The 16,091-nt window shown below is 61.5% G+C and carries 17 protein-coding genes; 12 read left to right on the forward strand and 5 right to left on the reverse strand.

The genetic code is table 11. From position 1 onward, the window contains the following. Positions 1-57: 57 nt before the first annotated feature. From CKALI_RS04825 to CKALI_RS04835, 3 genes are read right to left on the reverse strand one after another with little or no spacing between them, the layout of a single operon-like run. Positions 58-1,272, reverse strand: a complete 1,215-nt coding sequence (locus CKALI_RS04825; RefSeq protein ID WP_156192231.1) for a hypothetical protein — start codon at positions 1,270-1,272, stop codon at positions 58-60. 43 nt (positions 1,273-1,315) lie between these two features. Further along, the gene (locus CKALI_RS04830; RefSeq protein WP_156193659.1) at positions 1,316-2,005 is read right to left on the reverse strand and encodes an NAD-dependent deacylase; all 690 of its coding nucleotides are present in this window, start codon (positions 2,003-2,005) and stop codon (positions 1,316-1,318) included. Between the two features lie 25 nt (positions 2,006-2,030). After that, entirely contained in the window at positions 2,031-2,744 is a 714-nt protein-coding gene (locus tag CKALI_RS04835) for an IclR family transcriptional regulator (RefSeq protein WP_156192232.1), read from the reverse strand. An 80-nt stretch (positions 2,745-2,824) separates the two neighbouring features. Here CKALI_RS04835 and leuC point away from each other — a divergent pair, with 80 nt between their 5' ends. Genes leuC through CKALI_RS04850 form a run of 3 tightly spaced genes read left to right on the forward strand, consistent with a single transcriptional unit; the run spans position 2,825 to position 5,214 of the window. Further along, positions 2,825-4,243, forward strand: a complete 1,419-nt coding sequence (gene leuC / locus CKALI_RS04840) for a 3-isopropylmalate dehydratase large subunit (protein WP_156192233.1) — start codon at positions 2,825-2,827, stop codon at positions 4,241-4,243. Between the two features lie 9 nt (positions 4,244-4,252). Next, on the forward strand, positions 4,253-4,840 hold the full coding sequence (leuD, locus tag CKALI_RS04845) for a 3-isopropylmalate dehydratase small subunit (protein WP_156192234.1): 588 nt from the start codon (positions 4,253-4,255) through the stop codon (positions 4,838-4,840). After that, positions 4,837-5,214 carry a carboxymuconolactone decarboxylase family protein gene (locus CKALI_RS04850; protein ID WP_156192235.1) on the forward strand — a complete coding sequence of 126 codons (378 nt, stop codon included), beginning with the start codon at positions 4,837-4,839 and terminating at the stop codon, positions 5,212-5,214. Before leuD ends, CKALI_RS04850 begins: the two co-directional genes overlap by 4 nt. Before the next feature lie 9 nt (positions 5,215-5,223). Here the strand turns inward: CKALI_RS04850 and CKALI_RS04855 are convergent, their stop codons facing one another. Further along, on the reverse strand, positions 5,224-6,234 hold the full coding sequence (locus CKALI_RS04855) for an NUDIX hydrolase (RefSeq protein ID WP_156192236.1): 1,011 nt from the start codon (positions 6,232-6,234) through the stop codon (positions 5,224-5,226). Positions 6,235-6,372: 138 nt separating this feature from the next. On the opposite strand from CKALI_RS04855, the gene CKALI_RS04860 reads away from it, so the two are divergent. Both CKALI_RS04860 and CKALI_RS04865 read left to right on the forward strand, forming a co-directional pair. Continuing rightward, complete coding sequence (locus CKALI_RS04860) at positions 6,373-7,371, forward strand: NAD(P)H-dependent glycerol-3-phosphate dehydrogenase (RefSeq protein ID WP_156192237.1); 999 nt, start codon at positions 6,373-6,375, stop codon at positions 7,369-7,371. A 4-nt stretch (positions 7,372-7,375) separates the two neighbouring features. After that, positions 7,376-8,455: a D-alanine--D-alanine ligase family protein gene (locus CKALI_RS04865; protein ID WP_156192238.1), complete on the forward strand. Its 1,080-nt coding sequence runs from the start codon at positions 7,376-7,378 to the stop codon at positions 8,453-8,455. Positions 8,456-8,542: 87 nt separating this feature from the next. Here CKALI_RS04865 and CKALI_RS04870 read toward each other — a convergent pair whose 3' ends face one another. Then, positions 8,543-9,478 (reverse strand): DUF3515 domain-containing protein, encoded by a 936-nt coding sequence (locus tag CKALI_RS04870; RefSeq protein WP_156192239.1) that lies wholly within the window; start codon positions 9,476-9,478, stop codon positions 8,543-8,545. A 53-nt stretch (positions 9,479-9,531) separates the two neighbouring features. Between CKALI_RS04870 and CKALI_RS04875 the strand changes: the two genes are divergently transcribed. From CKALI_RS04875 to coaD, 7 genes are read left to right on the forward strand one after another with little or no spacing between them, the layout of a single operon-like run. After that, positions 9,532-10,491, forward strand: a complete 960-nt coding sequence (locus CKALI_RS04875) for a thiamine-phosphate kinase (protein WP_156192240.1) — start codon at positions 9,532-9,534, stop codon at positions 10,489-10,491. Positions 10,492-10,494: 3 nt separating this feature from the next. Further along, complete coding sequence (locus CKALI_RS04880) at positions 10,495-11,124, forward strand: uracil-DNA glycosylase (protein ID WP_156192241.1); 630 nt, start codon at positions 10,495-10,497, stop codon at positions 11,122-11,124. Between the two features lie 11 nt (positions 11,125-11,135). Beyond that, entirely contained in the window at positions 11,136-12,701 is a 1,566-nt protein-coding gene (locus tag CKALI_RS04885; protein WP_197079770.1) for a DAK2 domain-containing protein, read from the forward strand. 2 nt (positions 12,702-12,703) lie between these two features. Continuing rightward, entirely contained in the window at positions 12,704-14,818 is a 2,115-nt protein-coding gene (locus CKALI_RS04890) for an ATP-dependent DNA helicase RecG (RefSeq protein WP_156192243.1), read from the forward strand. 10 nt (positions 14,819-14,828) lie between these two features. Beyond that, a complete protein-coding gene (locus tag CKALI_RS04895) occupies positions 14,829-15,041 on the forward strand; it encodes a biotin/lipoyl-containing protein (RefSeq protein WP_156192244.1) in 213 nt (70 codons plus the stop codon). Next, positions 15,038-15,616, forward strand: coding sequence for an RsmD family RNA methyltransferase (locus tag CKALI_RS04900; protein ID WP_156192245.1), 579 nt, complete (start codon positions 15,038-15,040; stop codon positions 15,614-15,616). The genes CKALI_RS04895 and CKALI_RS04900 overlap by 4 nt, the downstream gene beginning before the upstream one ends. Beyond that, entirely contained in the window at positions 15,607-16,080 is a 474-nt protein-coding gene (coaD, locus tag CKALI_RS04905) for a pantetheine-phosphate adenylyltransferase (protein WP_156192246.1), read from the forward strand. The genes CKALI_RS04900 and coaD overlap by 10 nt, the downstream gene beginning before the upstream one ends. Positions 16,081-16,091 lie beyond the last annotated feature (11 nt).

Raw genomic sequence — 16,091 nt, forward strand, 5'->3', positions numbered from 1 at the left:
CTTAAAGGCAGTCAGTTTCAGAAACTGACTGCCTTTAGCTTTTTCACGACAAGCCGCCTAGTCGTCAGTCCCGTCGAAGTATTCGGGACCGAGTCCTGCGATAATACATTCCACTGAACCGGTGATACATGCCCAGCGGGCCTCCTCTGGGATCTGTTTCCAGAATCCTTGAGAGGCGAGGAATCCAGCTCCGTGGCCGTACGACCACGCCGCAATAGTCTGCTCGAAAAGCGACCATTGATTTGCGCTGCCGCCGAGCTCGATGATGGCTTGCTCTACTAATCTCATCAAAATCGAAAGTGTGTCATAGTTTTGAAAATCGTCCGCTATCGGAGCTGGAACAATCGATCCGGATGACACGAACGTCAATGCGCTCAGCGCTTGAGGATCATGGACGGAAAAGTTGACGTACCCGATGGCAAGGGCTTTCATCTTTTGGGCGGCGGTGGCCGATTCTGGCAGCGCATCGAGTTCAGCGAGCAACGCTTCCTTGGCCTTGCTATCAATGTAGTCTTCGAGCTCACGGATGAAAGCGACATCGCCGTCGAAAAGCCTGAGCGCCCTGATATCGATTCCCGCGCGCCGAATAGAGGCATCGAGCGTGAGACCGTCGGGTCCCTCGTGGCAGTATTGTTCGATGGCAGCTTGGAACAGAAGCGTTTTGACGTCGCAGTCTGAGGCAGGACTTGCTGGGATCCCGGTTGGCTCGTGGGGGCCGAAGTTTTCAATGCGTTGGGTTTTGAAGGAGCTGCGGACCATTCGCATAATCCCACGCAGCAGCTGGCGTTTGACCATGGGCAGTAGGAGCCGAACTTGGCCGAATGCCGCGATATGAGCGAAACCGATACTTAGTGATACAAACGCGGTGCGTTTGTAATTCCACAGTGGGTCGGTGATGCCCACTGTGGCTTCGTTCACGAGAACTTCAAAGGGGTGCTCACTGTTCGGCCACGGCCTGCTGATCAGCGCATTAAAGCAGTGCTTTTCTGACTGGGAGAAATTGAACGTCCCCTCGGCGATGCTGCACAAGCGATCGATGAGCGTATCCGCCGGATCGTAGGTCACGTATGACCGCATACGTTGTGCGAGATGGTCCAAAAGTCCCCGGTCGAATACTTCGGCGGTGGGGAACAGCGCTCGAGCCTGAGAAAGAGAAATGTCTACCTCGGCGGCTGCAGCGGAGACGGTAGCGCTGTCAAAGCCCTTCACGCTCGCCAAATAAGCTCCAGCTGTGAGCAAACGCTCGGTAGGAGTTATTGCCGGAAAAAACATGAGTGGCGGATCCTCACAAGGCTAACCGAACCTGATTACAGAACTATCTAATCCAGTGTAGCAATGCTGATAATCCGATAGCAGCTGTTGTGCGCCAGGAATAGTCAGATATGGGGGTAAGTGAGGTCGGATCTGGTGAGATCTCTAACACGTGACGAGCCAACAAGGGCAGCGACGCGGCTGGCTGCACGATGCCGGAAGTGCCCACGACGATGAGCAAGTCGCAGTCGCGAATCAGTTCTTCTGCCCGGTTCCATTCCTTGGAAGGCAGCATCTCCCCAAACCATACGACTCCAGGTCGAATGAGGTTCTCGCACAGTGGGCAACTGATGAGTTCATTGGTCAGGGGGCCGCGGTAGGGGCGAGCACACATGGTGCAGCGGAACTCAAACAAACTTCCGTGCAGGTGAACTACGTCCTCGGCTCCGCCGCGTTCGTGCAGATCATCAATGTTTTGCGTGATGACAGGAATTCCCGCAAGTGCACGGTGGCCCGCATTTGGCTCAGCCTGGGCTGCTTGTTCGCGTCGAGCCAGGTACCACTGCCACATTGGCTCGGGGTCGCGTGCCCATGCGTCGATGCTCGCCATGGCTGTGGGGTCGACGTTCTCCCACAACCCGGACTTTGGGCTGCGATACGTTGCCAGCCCGGACTCGGCGCTCATACCGGCGCCGGTGAATGCAACGATGGAGCTCGCCTTATCGACGAGCCTTCGCGCAGCTTCCGGGATGATAAGTTCTTGCGTCACATATCTGACTCTACGACACGAGTTGATTGGCCGCTTCGGTCAGCAATGAGCCCCACTTTTCGCCGGCATCGCGCGGGAAACGTGCGTCCAGGCCGGAAATCGACAGTGCCGCGACGATTGCACCATTGCCATTGAAGACCGGCACGGATACGGAGGCAAGGCCAGGCTCGCGTTCGGAGAAGGATACCGCCCAGCCATCGGAACGCACTTGTTCCAGGTCTGCTGCGGTGAAGGGGGCGTCGGCAAGCACGCGCGCCCTGATCTCGTCGGTGCCGAAGGCAGCGAAAACACGCGCGGCAGAACCTGCGGTGAGCGAGAGGCGCGAGCCCACGGGCACCGTGTTGTGGAGGCCGGAGCTTGGTTCCACGGAGGCGACGCAGAGGCGGGTGTTTCCGGAAATGCGGTAGAGCTGCACGGATTCGCCGGTGGCTTCCATAATCTGGTGCATGAGCGGGGTGGCGGCTTCGATGAGGAGATCGCCGTGGCCGGCGCTCAGGGAAACCAGTCCAGGTCCGATGCGCCAGCGACCATCCTCGGTGCGGGAGAGGAATTCGTGGGCCTCGAGCGCGGTGGCTAGGCGGTGTGTGGTGGCTCGGGGGAGTCTGGTGTCATCGCACAGCTGCGCCAAGGAGCGCGGGCCATCGGCGACGGCGTGCAAGATCAGTACCGAGCGGTCGAGCACCTTAATTCCGCTTGAAATCTCGCCTATGCTATCGTGTTCCATGCTATGATACTAACATCTCAATATATGGAATTCAATCCGTAATGGGATTTAATTAGTCACGAGGGACAAGGAGACGCACAATGGGTAGAGGATTGACCCTGGCGGAAAAGGTCTGGAACGACCACATCGTAACAAAAGGTGAGGACGGCTCGCCCGACCTCATTTACATCGATCTACACCTTGTCCATGAAGTGACGTCCCCGCAGGCTTTCGACGGCCTCCGCCTGGCCGGCCGCAAGGTACGCCGCCCGGATCTGACCATCGCCACTGAGGATCACAACGTTCCCACTGTCGGCGTTAAGACTGGCGCAATTGAAGAGATCAAGGACATGATCTCGCGCACACAGGTGGAAACGCTGCGCAAAAACGCAGCGGAATTCGGGATCCGTCTGCACCCGATGGGCGACATTGAACAAGGCATCGTCCACGTCGTCGGCCCGCAGCTGGGACTGACCCAGCCCGGCATGACCGTCGTCTGCGGCGACTCCCACACCTCCACCCACGGCGCCTTCGGATCCATCGCCATGGGCATCGGCACCTCCGAGGTTGAGCACGTGCTCGCCACCCAAACGCTGCCGCTCAAGCCGTTCAAGACCATGGCGGTCAACGTCTCTGGCGAGCTTGCCGACGGCGTGTCCGCGAAAGACTTGATCCTGGCGATTATCGCCCAGATCGGCACCGGCGGCGGCCAGGGCCACATCATCGAATACCGTGGTGAAGCCATCGAGAAGCTGTCGATGGAAGCCCGCATGACCATCTGCAACATGTCCATCGAGGCCGGTGCCCGCGCTGGCATGATCGCTCCCGATGAGACAACCTTCGAGTTTTTGAAGGGGCGCCCGCACGCACCGAAGGGCGCGGACTGGGACGCAGCAGTGAAGTACTGGAAGTCGTTGCGCACCGATGACGACGCAGCCTTTGACACCGTGATCGAAATCGACGGAGCCGCCCTCACCCCATTCGTCACCTGGGGTACCAACCCTGGGCAGGGCTTGCCACTGAGCGCTTCCGTGCCAGTTCCGGAAGACATCGCCGAAGACTCCGAGCGCGCTGCGGCTGAAAAGGCTATCGCGTACATGGGTCTGGAGCCTGGCCAGCCGCTGCGGGAGATCAAGATTGATACCGTCTTCGTGGGCTCCTGCACCAACGGTCGCCTCGAAGACCTGCGCACTGCTGCCCAGATTGTGGCAGGGCGATCCATTGCAGAGGGCACCCGCATGCTGGTTGTCCCGGGATCTGCGCGCGTCCGCGAGCAAGCCGTCGCCGAGGGCCTGGACAAGGTCTTCGAAGAATTCGGCGCTGAGTTCCGCGCACCGGGTTGCTCCATGTGCCTGGGCATGAACCCAGACCAGCTTGCCCCTGGTGAGCGTTCCGCTTCCACCTCGAACCGAAACTTCGAGGGGCGCCAGGGCGTCGGCGGACGCACCCACCTCGTGTCCCCAGCAGTAGCCGCCGCCACCGCGGTCACCGGCTACCTGTCCAGCCCAGCAGATCTGTAAGGAGCAGTCATGGAAAAGTTCACCACGCACACCGGTGTTGGCGTTCCGCTCACCGCGTCCAACGTAGACACTGACCAAATCATCCCAGCTGTCTTCCTGAAGCGCGTCACCCGCACGGGCTTTGACGATGGTCTATTCGCTTCCTGGCGCAAGGACCCATCGTTCGTTCTCAACCAAGATGCCTACAAGTCTGGCTCCGTCCTCGTCGCCGGCCCCGACTTCGGTACCGGTTCCTCCCGCGAGCACGCCGTCTGGGCGCTTATGGACTACGGCTTCCGCGTCGTCATCTCCTCCCGATTCGCTGATATCTTCCGCGGCAACTCCGGCAAATCCGGTCTGCTGGCAGCCCAGTGCTCCCAGGAAGACGTGGAACTGCTGTGGAAGCTCATGGAGGCCCAGCCAGGCCTTCCCTTGACCGTGAATCTGGAAGAGCGCACCATCTCTGCTGACGGCGTGATCGTGCAATTCGAGATCGACGACTACACCCGCTGGCGCCTGATGGAGGGCCTCGACGACATCAGCCTCACCCTGCGCGACGAAGAGGCAATCTCTACGTTTGAAGCCGCGCGGCCTGCATTCAAGCCGGAGACGCTATGAGTTACGAAGACGGCATCCGGATTCGACGCGAAGTCATGGGCGATGACTTCGTCGATGCCGCCCTCGCCCGCAACGCCGGCACCGACGGCGAAGAGCTCCAAAAGCACATCACCGCTACCGTGTGGGGCACCGTGTGGGATCGTGACGGCCTGTCGCGTCGCGACCGCAGCCTGCTGAACATCGGCATGCTGGTCGCGCTGCGCGCCACGGAGGAACTGCGCGGACATGTCCGGGGCGCACTGGCCAACGGCCTGACTCGCGAAGAGATTACCGAGGCGATCATCCACGCGTCCGGCTACTGCGGCGCACCGGCAGCGCTGTCCGCCATGAAGGTTGCGCAAGAGGTCCTGGAAGCGGAGTTGGGTCCTAAATAGCCGATCTGGCTACTTCACCGGCAACGCGCTGGCAAGGTAGTCAGCGCCGGTCAGCTCACCATTATTGAAGCTGAGCACCCAGACGGAACCCTTCTTGCACGGAATCTCATCCAACGGCAGGCGGCCGGCCGCGGACAGGCTTGCGATCATGTCTGGGATGATCGTGCCCTGAGCCACCACCACGGAGGTGCCGCCAGCGGCGATGATCTCCTCAAAGCGTCGCTGTGCATTCACCATCTCGCCGAGCCACGCATCGTCGCCGAACAGCGGATCAACGATGGTTTCCACGCCGAGCTCGTCGGCGATCGGCGCGGCGGTTGCCTGGCAGCGGTCGGGCAGCGCCGAGTAGACGGCGGTGGGGTGGAACGGCAGCAGCATCGGGACCAGCATCTCTGCTTGTCGACGCCCCTTCTTATCCAGCGGCCGAAGATTGTCATCTCCGGCCCAGGCCCGCCGGTCATGAGCCTTGGCATGGCGAACATAGAGGATGCGGGTGGTCGCTGGCAGGCGGAAGCGCTTTTCTGCCTTGGCCAGGACGTTGCGGTCGACTTCGTAAGACAGCAATTCCATCGCTTCGGAGATCGAGACCCAACGGATCTCGTCCACCTCATTGTTGGGGGTGAACTCGCCGCCGAGGACTTCGCCGGTCCAGTAGTAGACCACCTTGGTGCGGTCGAGGACCGGGTAGGTGACCTTGCCGAGGAGTTTGCCGAGGCGCACGTCGTAGCCAGTTTCCTCGAAGATTTCTCGATGAGCGGTAACTGGGAGGGATTCGCCTGGGTCAACTTTGCCCTTGGCCAGGGACCAGTCGTCGTAGAACGGGCGGTGGATGACTGCGATTTCGATGGAGTCAAGGGAAGACACATCACCACGCCAAAGGACGGCGCCGGCGGCCAGGGTGGAGCGCTTGAATTCCTTAGCTGGTTCCGCGATGATCTGCTGGAAACGCCCGGTCACCGCGAGATCATTGTCCACATCCTTGTCGTTTTCGTGACGATGCTTCGCAACATTCTTCGACATGGGCTCAATCCTTCGCTGACTTAACTAAGCTGACCCCTAAGATAAGGGTCAGTATTTGTCACTATCTTTGTCGACTCTTCGGCAAAGTGCACGTTCGGCGCGCCGAGTGTGCTGAATAACAACAGGAAGGCTGGTCCCATGGTCAAGGTCGCAGTGATGGGCGCAGGATCGTGGGGCACGACGATCGCGAAAGTATTCGCAGATGCGGGAAACACCGTCACCCTGTGGGCGCGCCGCGAGGTGCAAGCGCAGCGAATTCAGATCACCCGGGAAAATCCCGAGTACCTGCCGTCTTTGATTCTCCCGCCGTCGATAAGCGCTACCGCCGACGCCGCCCGCGCGCTGGACACCGCAGACATCGTAGTGCTGGCGGTGCCGTCGCAGACCTTGCGCACAAATCTGGAGGCCTGGCGCGAGCTGATTCCGGGGGATGCGTCGCTGCTATCGCTGGCCAAAGGTGTCGAGCGGGATACGAATCTGCGGATGTCCGAGCTGATCGCGGAGGTGACCGGGGCGGATCCGAGTCGGGTGGCGGTGCTCTCGGGGCCGAACCTGGCTCGTGAAGTGGCGCTGGAGCAACCGGCGGCCACTGTGATTGCGTGCCCGGATGAAAACCGTGCGAAGCTGATTCAGGCGGCTGCGGCGGCGCCGTACTTCCGCCCGTACACGAACACGGATGTGGTGGGCTGCGAGATCGGCGGCGCCTGCAAGAATGTCATCGCGCTGGCGTGTGGCATGGCCGTGGGCAAAGGGCTGGGGGAGAACACCCTAGCCACCCTGATCACCCGTGGCTTGGCGGAGATTACCCGCCTGGGTGTGGCGCTCGGCGCTGATGCCCGGACGTTCTCGGGCCTTGCGGGGCTCGGCGACCTCGTGGCTACCTGTTCCTCACCGCTGTCCCGTAACCGCACATTTGGTGAGCGCTTGGGCCGCGGGCAGACCCTCGACCAGGCGCGCGCGGCGACGAACGGGCAGGTCGCGGAGGGTGTGATCGCTTCGGTGGCAGTGGCATCGCTGGCGAAGGCACACGGGGTAGACATGCCGATCACCGACGCCGTGCACGCCGTGTGCCACGAGGACATGGCCGTTGCAGACATGATTTCCGCGCTGATGGGACGATCCAAAAAGTCCGAGTAGTAACATCGTCTCCGTGACCAATCGCATCAAAGTAGCAGTCGTTTACGGAGGCCGCAGCTCCGAGCACTCCGTCTCCTGTGTATCCGCAGGAGCAATCATGAGCCACATCGACTCGGACAAGTACGAGGTCATCCCCGTGGGCATCACGCAGGACGGCCGGTGGACCGTCGGGGAGTCCGACCCGGCCCGCCTCCAGCGCGACGGCCGCGAGCTTCCTACCGTGACCTTCACTCGGTCCCTCAGCCTATCGATGGAGCCTGCCACCAAGGGCCAGCTCAGGTTCGAAGACGGCACGCTCTTTGCGACGGCCGATGTCGTTTTTCCTATCCTCCACGGGCGTTTCGGTGAGGACGGCACCATCCAGGGCATGTTCGAGCTCTCCGGCATCCCATTCGTTGGCCCGGGTGTGCTCTCGTCCGCTAACGGTATGGACAAGGAGTACACCAAGAAGCTGGCGGCGGCCGAGGGGCTGCCGATTGGTCGCGAAGTCATCCTGCGCGGGCGCACCTTCTTGTCGGAAGCGGAACAGGATCTGCTTGGCCTGCCGGTGTTCGTGAAGCCTGCCCGCGGCGGTTCCTCTATCGGCATTTCTCGAGTGACCTCGTGGGACGACCTGCCCGCCGCAGTCGAGCTGGCGTTGGAACACGATGCGAAGGTGATTGTGGAGGCCGAGATCATCGGCTCCGAGGTGGAATGCGGCGTGCTGCAGTACCCAGACGGCACCCTCGTGGCTTCTTATCCATCGATGCTGCAGGGAACTGACTCTTCAGATGAAGGCTTCTACGGCTTTGACACCAAGTATCTCGATGACATCGTCACCGCTAAGATTCCAGCCCCACTTCCACCAGCCACCCTGGAATTGGTGCAGTCTCTGGCGATTGAGACTTTCAAGGCGTTGAACTGCGATGGTTTGGCCCGCGTCGACTTCTTCGTTACCGACAAAGGCCCGGTTCTCAATGAGATCAACACCATGCCGGGCTTCACGCCGATCTCGATGTACCCGCAGATGTTCGCCGCCTCAGGAGTGGCGTACACCGACCTTCTGGACATCCTGATTCAGCGCGCACTGGTACGGCATAGCTAGGGGCGATTGTTAAGAAATTTCCCCCGTGAGAATGTCAAATATGTGCTGATTCTGACATTCTCACGGGGGAAATTTCATTGGATCGATCTACTTGACCTGAGTGTTCACCGAAATCGCCCGACTCAAAGTGGTGATTGCCGTGTTACCGGCATCGCTCGGCATAGACATCACCACGTTCACCTGACGGCCCAAGGCGTAGTAAGCGCCGGAGGTCGTGCCATTGGCCAGCTTCGTGTCCTCGAACCACGGGATATCATCTACCTGGTTGAGCTGCGCGCCAGCCTCGTAGCTGGCTGGATCCTCTACGCCGCAGCGCACCACGATAGGCTCGTGACCTTGCTTCACCCACGCCACACCGGCCGGGATATTGACTGAGGCGCGGGCGTAGCCATCGGCCACGGACTCCGGCATCGCCTGCATCAGAGCAGTGCACTGCGCGTCTTCGGCCTTCGGAGTTGCCAAGTTAATGAGCGGGATCGGATTCGGCTCCGTGGTGCGCTTGGTCAGTTTCTCCAGTGCGTCCCCAAGCCCCTTCACTGGATTCTCCTGGCCGTTCATAGACGCGGCATCGGCCGTGACGGCCACAGTGGGAAAGGAATTGATGGAGTACCACGTCTGCATGTCAGAGCCTGGGGTGGCGTCGATGACTTGGAGCCATTGGGTGCCCTCGGCGTCGATAAGCGTGGACAATTCCGTGTACTGCAGCGGCAGGGACACACCACACCGCAGCGTGACCTTTTCCACCGAGTTGGACGCCCAGGCGGCGGCGCCATCAGGGGCGGGTTCGGCGAGCTCGGCGCGGCGGTGCCCCAGCAACTTCTCCGGCAGCGCGTCGAGCAGCGAGGCGCATTCGGTAGAGGTTGCGTCGGGGGAGTCCAGGGCGGCCATTGCCACCGGCTGGTTCGCCGCCTTCGAATAGACTAGTTTTGCTCCGATGAGCACACCGAGGACCAAAGCGACAGCTAAGGCCAAGGCGACGAAAATGGGGGTTCGCTTAAATTGGGAATCTCCGAGCTCGCTCATAGTGTTTAAGCTTAGCCCGGTACTGGTATCAGAATTTTCAAAGGACGCCCACTATGACTTCCACTCAGCTGACCATCGGTGAGATCGGCGAGCGCGAGACCATTGCGCGGATTATGGCAGTCGCGCCGTCGTCCCGCAATGGCGATGACGCCGCGGTGCTTGGCCAACCGGCACCGAATTCCCGCACCGTCGTCACCACTGACCTGCTGGTGGAGGGGCGGCACTTCCGCCAGGACTGGTCCACCCCAGAGGAGATCGGCCAGCGCGCCATTTTGCAAAATTTCGCTGACATCGAGGCCATGGGCGCCCGCCCCGTTGCCGCGGTACTGGGGCTTTCCGCACCGGAATCCACGCCGGTGGACACGATCGAAGGCATTGCCCGAGGTGTGGAAACTCAAGTGGCGTTTTACAACGCGGAACTCGTCGGCGGCGATGTTACCGGCGGCGAGCTGCTCACCCTCTCTGTGACGGCCATCGGATCCCTCGGGGGCTCTGCGGCGCCGCTCACTCTGGATCGAGCTCGCCCCGGCCAACAGGTAGTAGCCTCTGGGTGCATCGGCTACTCCGCTGCCGGCCTGGCACTGCTGAGTCGATTCGGCCGGGACGGGGTACCCAAAGAATTGACGCCGCTCGTGGATGGGTTCGTAAACCCATCGCTGATGCCGGGTCGCGGCGTTATTGCTCGTGCCACCGGCGCCACCTGCATGACCGACAACTCGGACGGCCTCGTCGTGGACCTTGGCACCATCGCCGCCCGCTCGAACGTGACCATCGACGTCGAATCAGCAGCTATCGCGCCGGACGAACTCCAGCTGCGTGCCGCCGACCTGCTCGATGTGGACCCGTGGACCTGGATCCTGGGCGGCGGCGAAGACCACACCCTCCTGGCCACCACCGCGCACGCCGTCCCCAGTGGGTTCCGCCGCATCGGGCGGGTGATCAAGGCCAGCGCCCACGGCGTGCTTCTCGACGGCGCACAGCCGTCAACCACCTCCGGCTGGGTAAGCTTTTAAGCCATGCATCCATCCTGGGAACCAGTCTTCGCTGACATCAAAGACGAGTGCATTGCCATGCGTACGAAGGTGGGGGACAACTTCCTGCCGCCGGAGGCGTTCGTGTTTCGTGCCTTCCAGACCCCCTTTGATGAAGTCAAAGTACTGATCATGGGGCAAGACCCATATCCCACCCCAGGGCATGCCATGGGACTGTCCTTCTCGGTGGCACCCGATGTTCGCCCGCTCCCGCGCAGCCTCAATAACATTTTCGCCGAATATGCCACGGATCTGGGCCTGCCCATCCCACAGTCCGGAGACCTCAGCCCGTGGGCAGACCAGGGCGTCATGCTGCTCAACAGGGTGCTTACCGTCGCGCCGGGCCAGGCAGGGTCACACCGCGGCCTGGGATGGGAAGCGATCACCCAGCACGTGATCGAGGCGCTGGTGGCCCGAAACAAGCCCTTGGTCGCCGTGCTCTGGGGACGCGACGCGCAAAGCATCCAGCCATTCCTGGGAGCTACCCCCGTCATTGCATCCGCTCACCCTTCGCCGCTGTCAGCGCGCCGGGGATTCTTCGGCTCGCGCCCATTTTCGCGGGTGAATGAACATTTGATTGCAGCCGGGGCTGAGCCGGTGACATGGGAGTTGTAGACTATGCAACTATGTCTGAGTCAATGACTACTGGGACGCTGGGTGGGCAAGGCCTGATCAATTGGGCAAGCCGCGCGGTGTCCTTGTTGTCCCAGCATTGCGAAGAGATTAACGCCCTCAACGTGTTCCCGGTCCCCGATGCCGATACTGGCTCGAATATGACCCACACGATGGAGTCTGCTCTCGATGAAGCTCGCAAACTCAGTCCAGAGGATCAAGCTGACGCAGCACGGGTAACCGCGGCCTTGTCCGCTGGCGCCGTCCGCGGTGCTAGAGGAAACTCCGGGGTGGTGCTCAGCCAGGTCCTGCGTGGCATAGCTACGGCAGCGGCGAGTGGGGAGCTCGATGGGCTCGCCATCCGGGAATCCCTCAATCTCGCTCTCGACATGGTGCTGCGCGCCATCGTCGATCCTGTTGACGGCACCGTAGTCACCGTCCTGCGCGCTACCGTTGCTGCTGTCAATGCCGCTGAGGACACCTCACTGGTCGCCCAGGTAGCGACGGCGGTGGATGCCGCGCGGGTGGCCCTGCAGAAGACCCCGTCCCAACTCGAGGTATTGCGGGAAGCAGGTGTTGTCGACGCCGGTGGACAGGGCTTCGTCTTGCTGCTGGAAGCGCTGGCTGATGAAGTCAACGGCACGGAGTGGTCCGCAGCAGCACTGGGTACCAGCCACGCTGGCCACGGTGTTCCAGCCGAGCTTGAAGTGATGTTCTACATCTCCGAGGCTGACATTGATCAACTCACTGAGCAGCTGAGCCCGCTCGGAAATTCACTGCTCATCGCGCGGGACTCAGAGACCAGCGGCCAGGTCCACATCCACAGCCGAGTCGCCGGCCAGGTGATCGAGGAAGCAATCGCGCACGGCAAACTGGAGGATCTGCGCATCGAGGTCCTGCCTTCCGCAGAGCAACCGCCGACATTGCATCGCCTCATCCTGGCCATTGCCCCGGCAGGCCCCATCGCCAAGCTCTACCAAGAGGCCGGTGCCACCGTCATCTCACGCACTGGCGGGGACATAGTTTCCCAGATCGTCGATACGGTCCGGCGTGCTGCTGTGGACGAGGTGATCTTGCTGCCCAACGGCATGCTTGAGTACGGCGAATTGGTCAACGCCGAGCTGGCCAGCCACGCCATCGACTCAGCGATGAACATCCTGCCGACGGCGCGTCTGGTGTCCGGCATCGCTGCTCTTGCCGTCCACGATCCGGGCCAGCCACTGGCTGCTGATACTTATGCCATGGCCGAGGCAGCCGGATCCATGCGCACGGCCGTCCTTACCCGCGCCGATAAGTCCATGTTGACCCAGGCTGGTGCGTGCTCCAAGGGAGATATCCTCGTCACCTCTGGCGCGGAGCTCGTGTTAGTCTCCGAAAGTATTCAGGATGCCACCGAGCAGATTGTGCTGCGGCTCTTGCAAGGTGGCGGGGAGCTGGTGACGCTGTTGCTCACTGACGCTGCCGGCGCGGCGCTGGACGTCGATAAGCTCCGTGGCTCGCTGGGGTCGCGCTCTGGGGTGGACATCATGGTCTACCCGGCGGAGGGCATCGACAACCTGGTCGAAATCGGCGTGGAGTAGCAGTGCTGGGCTGGGAAGACGCGCGCCTGCTGAAGGACGTCCTGCCCGCCAAGGAGGCGGCCAAGATCACCAAGGCTTTCGGCTATGCCACTGTCTCCGAGCTGCTGATGCACTTCCCGCGCGCCTATTCGCACCATGGCAGCGCGGTGTCGATTGAAAACGCGGCCGAGGGCGACCAGGTGACCCTGATCGGCACGGTGATGAGCGGTGGCACCATTCGGACGAAGACGGGCAAGAAGCTCACCAAGGTGCGGATTTACTATGGCATGGGCGAAGTTGAAGCCACGTTCTTTAATTCGTGGCTAGCGGAAAAACAGCTGGTGACCGGCACCAACGTGATGGTTTCCGGCAAGGTTAAATACTTCCGGGGCGTAGCGGAACTGTCCCAGCCCGCCTTCATCGTGTTGCCACAGCCGGGGGAGAAGCCGAAGCGGGGCGTGGGTAAGCTCCGTGACCTGTCTGCCTTTGCTTCCGTAGAAGAGTTGGAAGAGCTCCTGTCCGAACTCGACTACATCCCTATCTACCCAGCTCGCAAGGGCTACACGGCGTGGGGAATGATGGGCGCCATCAAGTTCCTCTTGGATAACACCCCTGAAATTGCCGAGCCCTTGGACACCATTCCTGCGGGGCTCCCATCCTTTGACGCCGCGCTGCGCGCCATCCACTTTCCCGAAGAACCCGGCCCCGAGCAGGCTATCGAACGCATCAAATACAACGAAGCCCTCGGACTTGCCCTGGTCATGGCACTCCGGCACGCGGATACCGCCGCGCAGCAGGCCCCCGCGTGCCCGGCCGCCGACGATGGTGTGCGCGTGGACTTCCTCGGCCAGCTGCCGTTCCCGCTGACTGCCGGACAACAAGAAGTGGTGGGGGATATCTCGGCTGACCTGGCCGAATCGCACCCCATGCAACGCCTGCTCCAGGGCGAAGTCGGCTCCGGCAAGACTGTCGTCGCGTTGATTGCCATGCTCCAGGCCATCGATGCCGGCCGCCAGTGCGCCATGCTCGCACCCACCGAGGTCCTCGCAGTCCAGCATGCCCGGGGCCTTACTGAAATGCTGTCCGCAGCAGGCTTGCCGACGTCCGTTGTCGTCCTCACCGGTTCCATGAGTACTGCACGCAAGCGTCAAGCTCTCCTGGATATCATTTCCGGGCAGGCCGACATCGTGATCGGCACCCACGCCCTCATTCAGGACTCGGTGGAATTCTTTGACCTGGGCCTGGTTGTGGTCGACGAACAGCACCGATTCGGCGTCGAACAACGAGACCAGCTGCGCGGCAAGGGGCGCGAAGGCATCACCCCGCACCTACTGGTCATGACGGCCACCCCGATCCCGCGCACCATCGCCCTGACTTCCTTTGCTGACCTCGCTGTTTCTACCCTGCGTGAGTTGCCCCGCGGCCGCCAAGAAATCCAGACCTCCGTGGTGCCCGAGTTCAAACCCGACTGGGTGGCGCGCGCGTGGGAACGGATCCGCGAGGAGGTCGCCGCTGGTAGGCAGGCATTTGTCGTGTGCCCGCGGATTGAGGGCGAAGGGGGAGTGGAGGAAACCTTTGCGCTGCTGAGCCAGCAGGTGTTTCCGGAACTGGGCGTCGCAAAGCTGCATGGGCGGATGAGCGGTGAGGAAAAGGACACGGTCATGGCTGACTTCGCGGCCGGTGGCAGCGACATTTTGGTGGCCACCACCGTGATCGAAGTGGGCATCAACGTGCCCAACGCCACGGTGATGTACATTCGCGAGGCGCAGAATTTCGGCGTATCCCAGCTCCACCAGCTGCGCGGGCGAGTGGGCCGAGGTGAGCATAAGTCGCTGTGTTTGCTGCACACCACGATGGAGCCGTCGACGCCGTCGTATGAGCGCCTGGTGGCTGTGGCCGCCACCACCGACGGCTTCGAACTCGCCGAGCTAGACCTGCGTACGAGACAGGAAGGTGACGTGCTGGGCACCGCGCAGTCTGGCACCCGCAAGCAAGTGAAGCTGCTGAGCCTGATCTACGACACTGAGCTGATTCAGCAGGCCACGGTCGACGCCGAGGCGCTGGTCGCCAGGAACCGCCCGCTGGCCGAGCGACTCGTTAAGGGAATCGAAGGCCAAGACTATTTGGAGAAGAGCTAAGCTAAGACCCATGAAAATCTGCGCTCCCTTCGCCGGAATCGTGCGCTACGTCGTAGCCACCGGCGACACCGTGACCACCGGCGACGTCCTCGCCATGGTGGAAACCGTCAAATTGGAAGCACCCGTAGTCGCTCCCGGCCCTGGTGTGGTCGGCAGCCTTGCTTTCGAGGACTTCGCTGACGTTACCGGCGGCGATGCGCTTCTGGAATTGGGGGAGCAGTGAATCGCATCATCTCCGGCGAGGCTCGTGGCCGCAAAATCAAAGTGCCACCAGAAGGCACACGCCCGACCTCCGACCGAGCCCGAGAGGGACTGTTTTCCTCCCTGCAGGTTCGCTTTGGTTTCGAAGGCTTCCACGTCCTTGACCTGTTCGCAGGTTCCGGCGCGCTTGGCCTAGAGGCCGCTTCTCGAGGCGCCGAAGCCGTCGTCCTCGTTGATTCTTCCCCCGCTGCCTGCGAGATCATGCGCTACAACGCGGACGTGGTCAAGCACCCGCGCGTCCAGGTGGTCGAAGCCAAAGCCTCCACATACCTCGCGAGCGCGCCACGTGACTACTTCGACATGGCCCTCATCGACCCGCCGTATGAGCTCGCCGACGAGTCCGTGGTCGAGATGCTGCACGCCCTCACGCCCGCGCTTGCAGACGGCGCTGTCGTGGTCGTCGAAAGGCATGTAGAATCGCCTGAAACCGCGTGGCCAGAATGGTTCGTCCCGACCACGCAGAAACTTAAGAAGCGCACCTACGGCATCGCCCGGATGGACATGGCCGTCTTCCACAAGGAGCTTGTATGCGAGTAGCTTGCCCCGGATCCTTCGACCCGATCACCTTAGGGCACCTCAATATCATTGAGCGCAGCGCAGCCCTGTATGAGGAAGTCGTTGTGCTCGTGACGTACAACCCCAGTAAATCCGGCATGTTCAATGCTGATGAGCGTGTCGAACTGATCAGTTCGGTGGTCTCGCATCTGTCCAACGTGACTGTGGATACCTGGTCCGGGCTCCTCGTCGACTACACCACCGCCCATGACATCCCCGTGCTGGTCAAGGGACTGCGTTCTTCGCTCGACTACGAATACGAGCTGCCGATGGCGCAGATGAACAAGCGCCTTTCCGGGGTCGAGACTAACTTCCTAATGACCGACCCCGAACTCGGCTACATTTCCTCCACGCTGTGCAAAGAAGTGGCCAAGTTTGGTGGATCCCTGGACGGTTTGCTGCCGCCCGTGGTCGTTGATGCCCTGCTAGCGAGGCTTCGTCAATAGCGGAGTAATGT

Source organism: Corynebacterium kalinowskii, from assembly GCF_009734385.1.
GTDB classification, from domain to species: Bacteria; Actinomycetota; Actinomycetes; order Mycobacteriales; family Mycobacteriaceae; genus Corynebacterium; species Corynebacterium kalinowskii.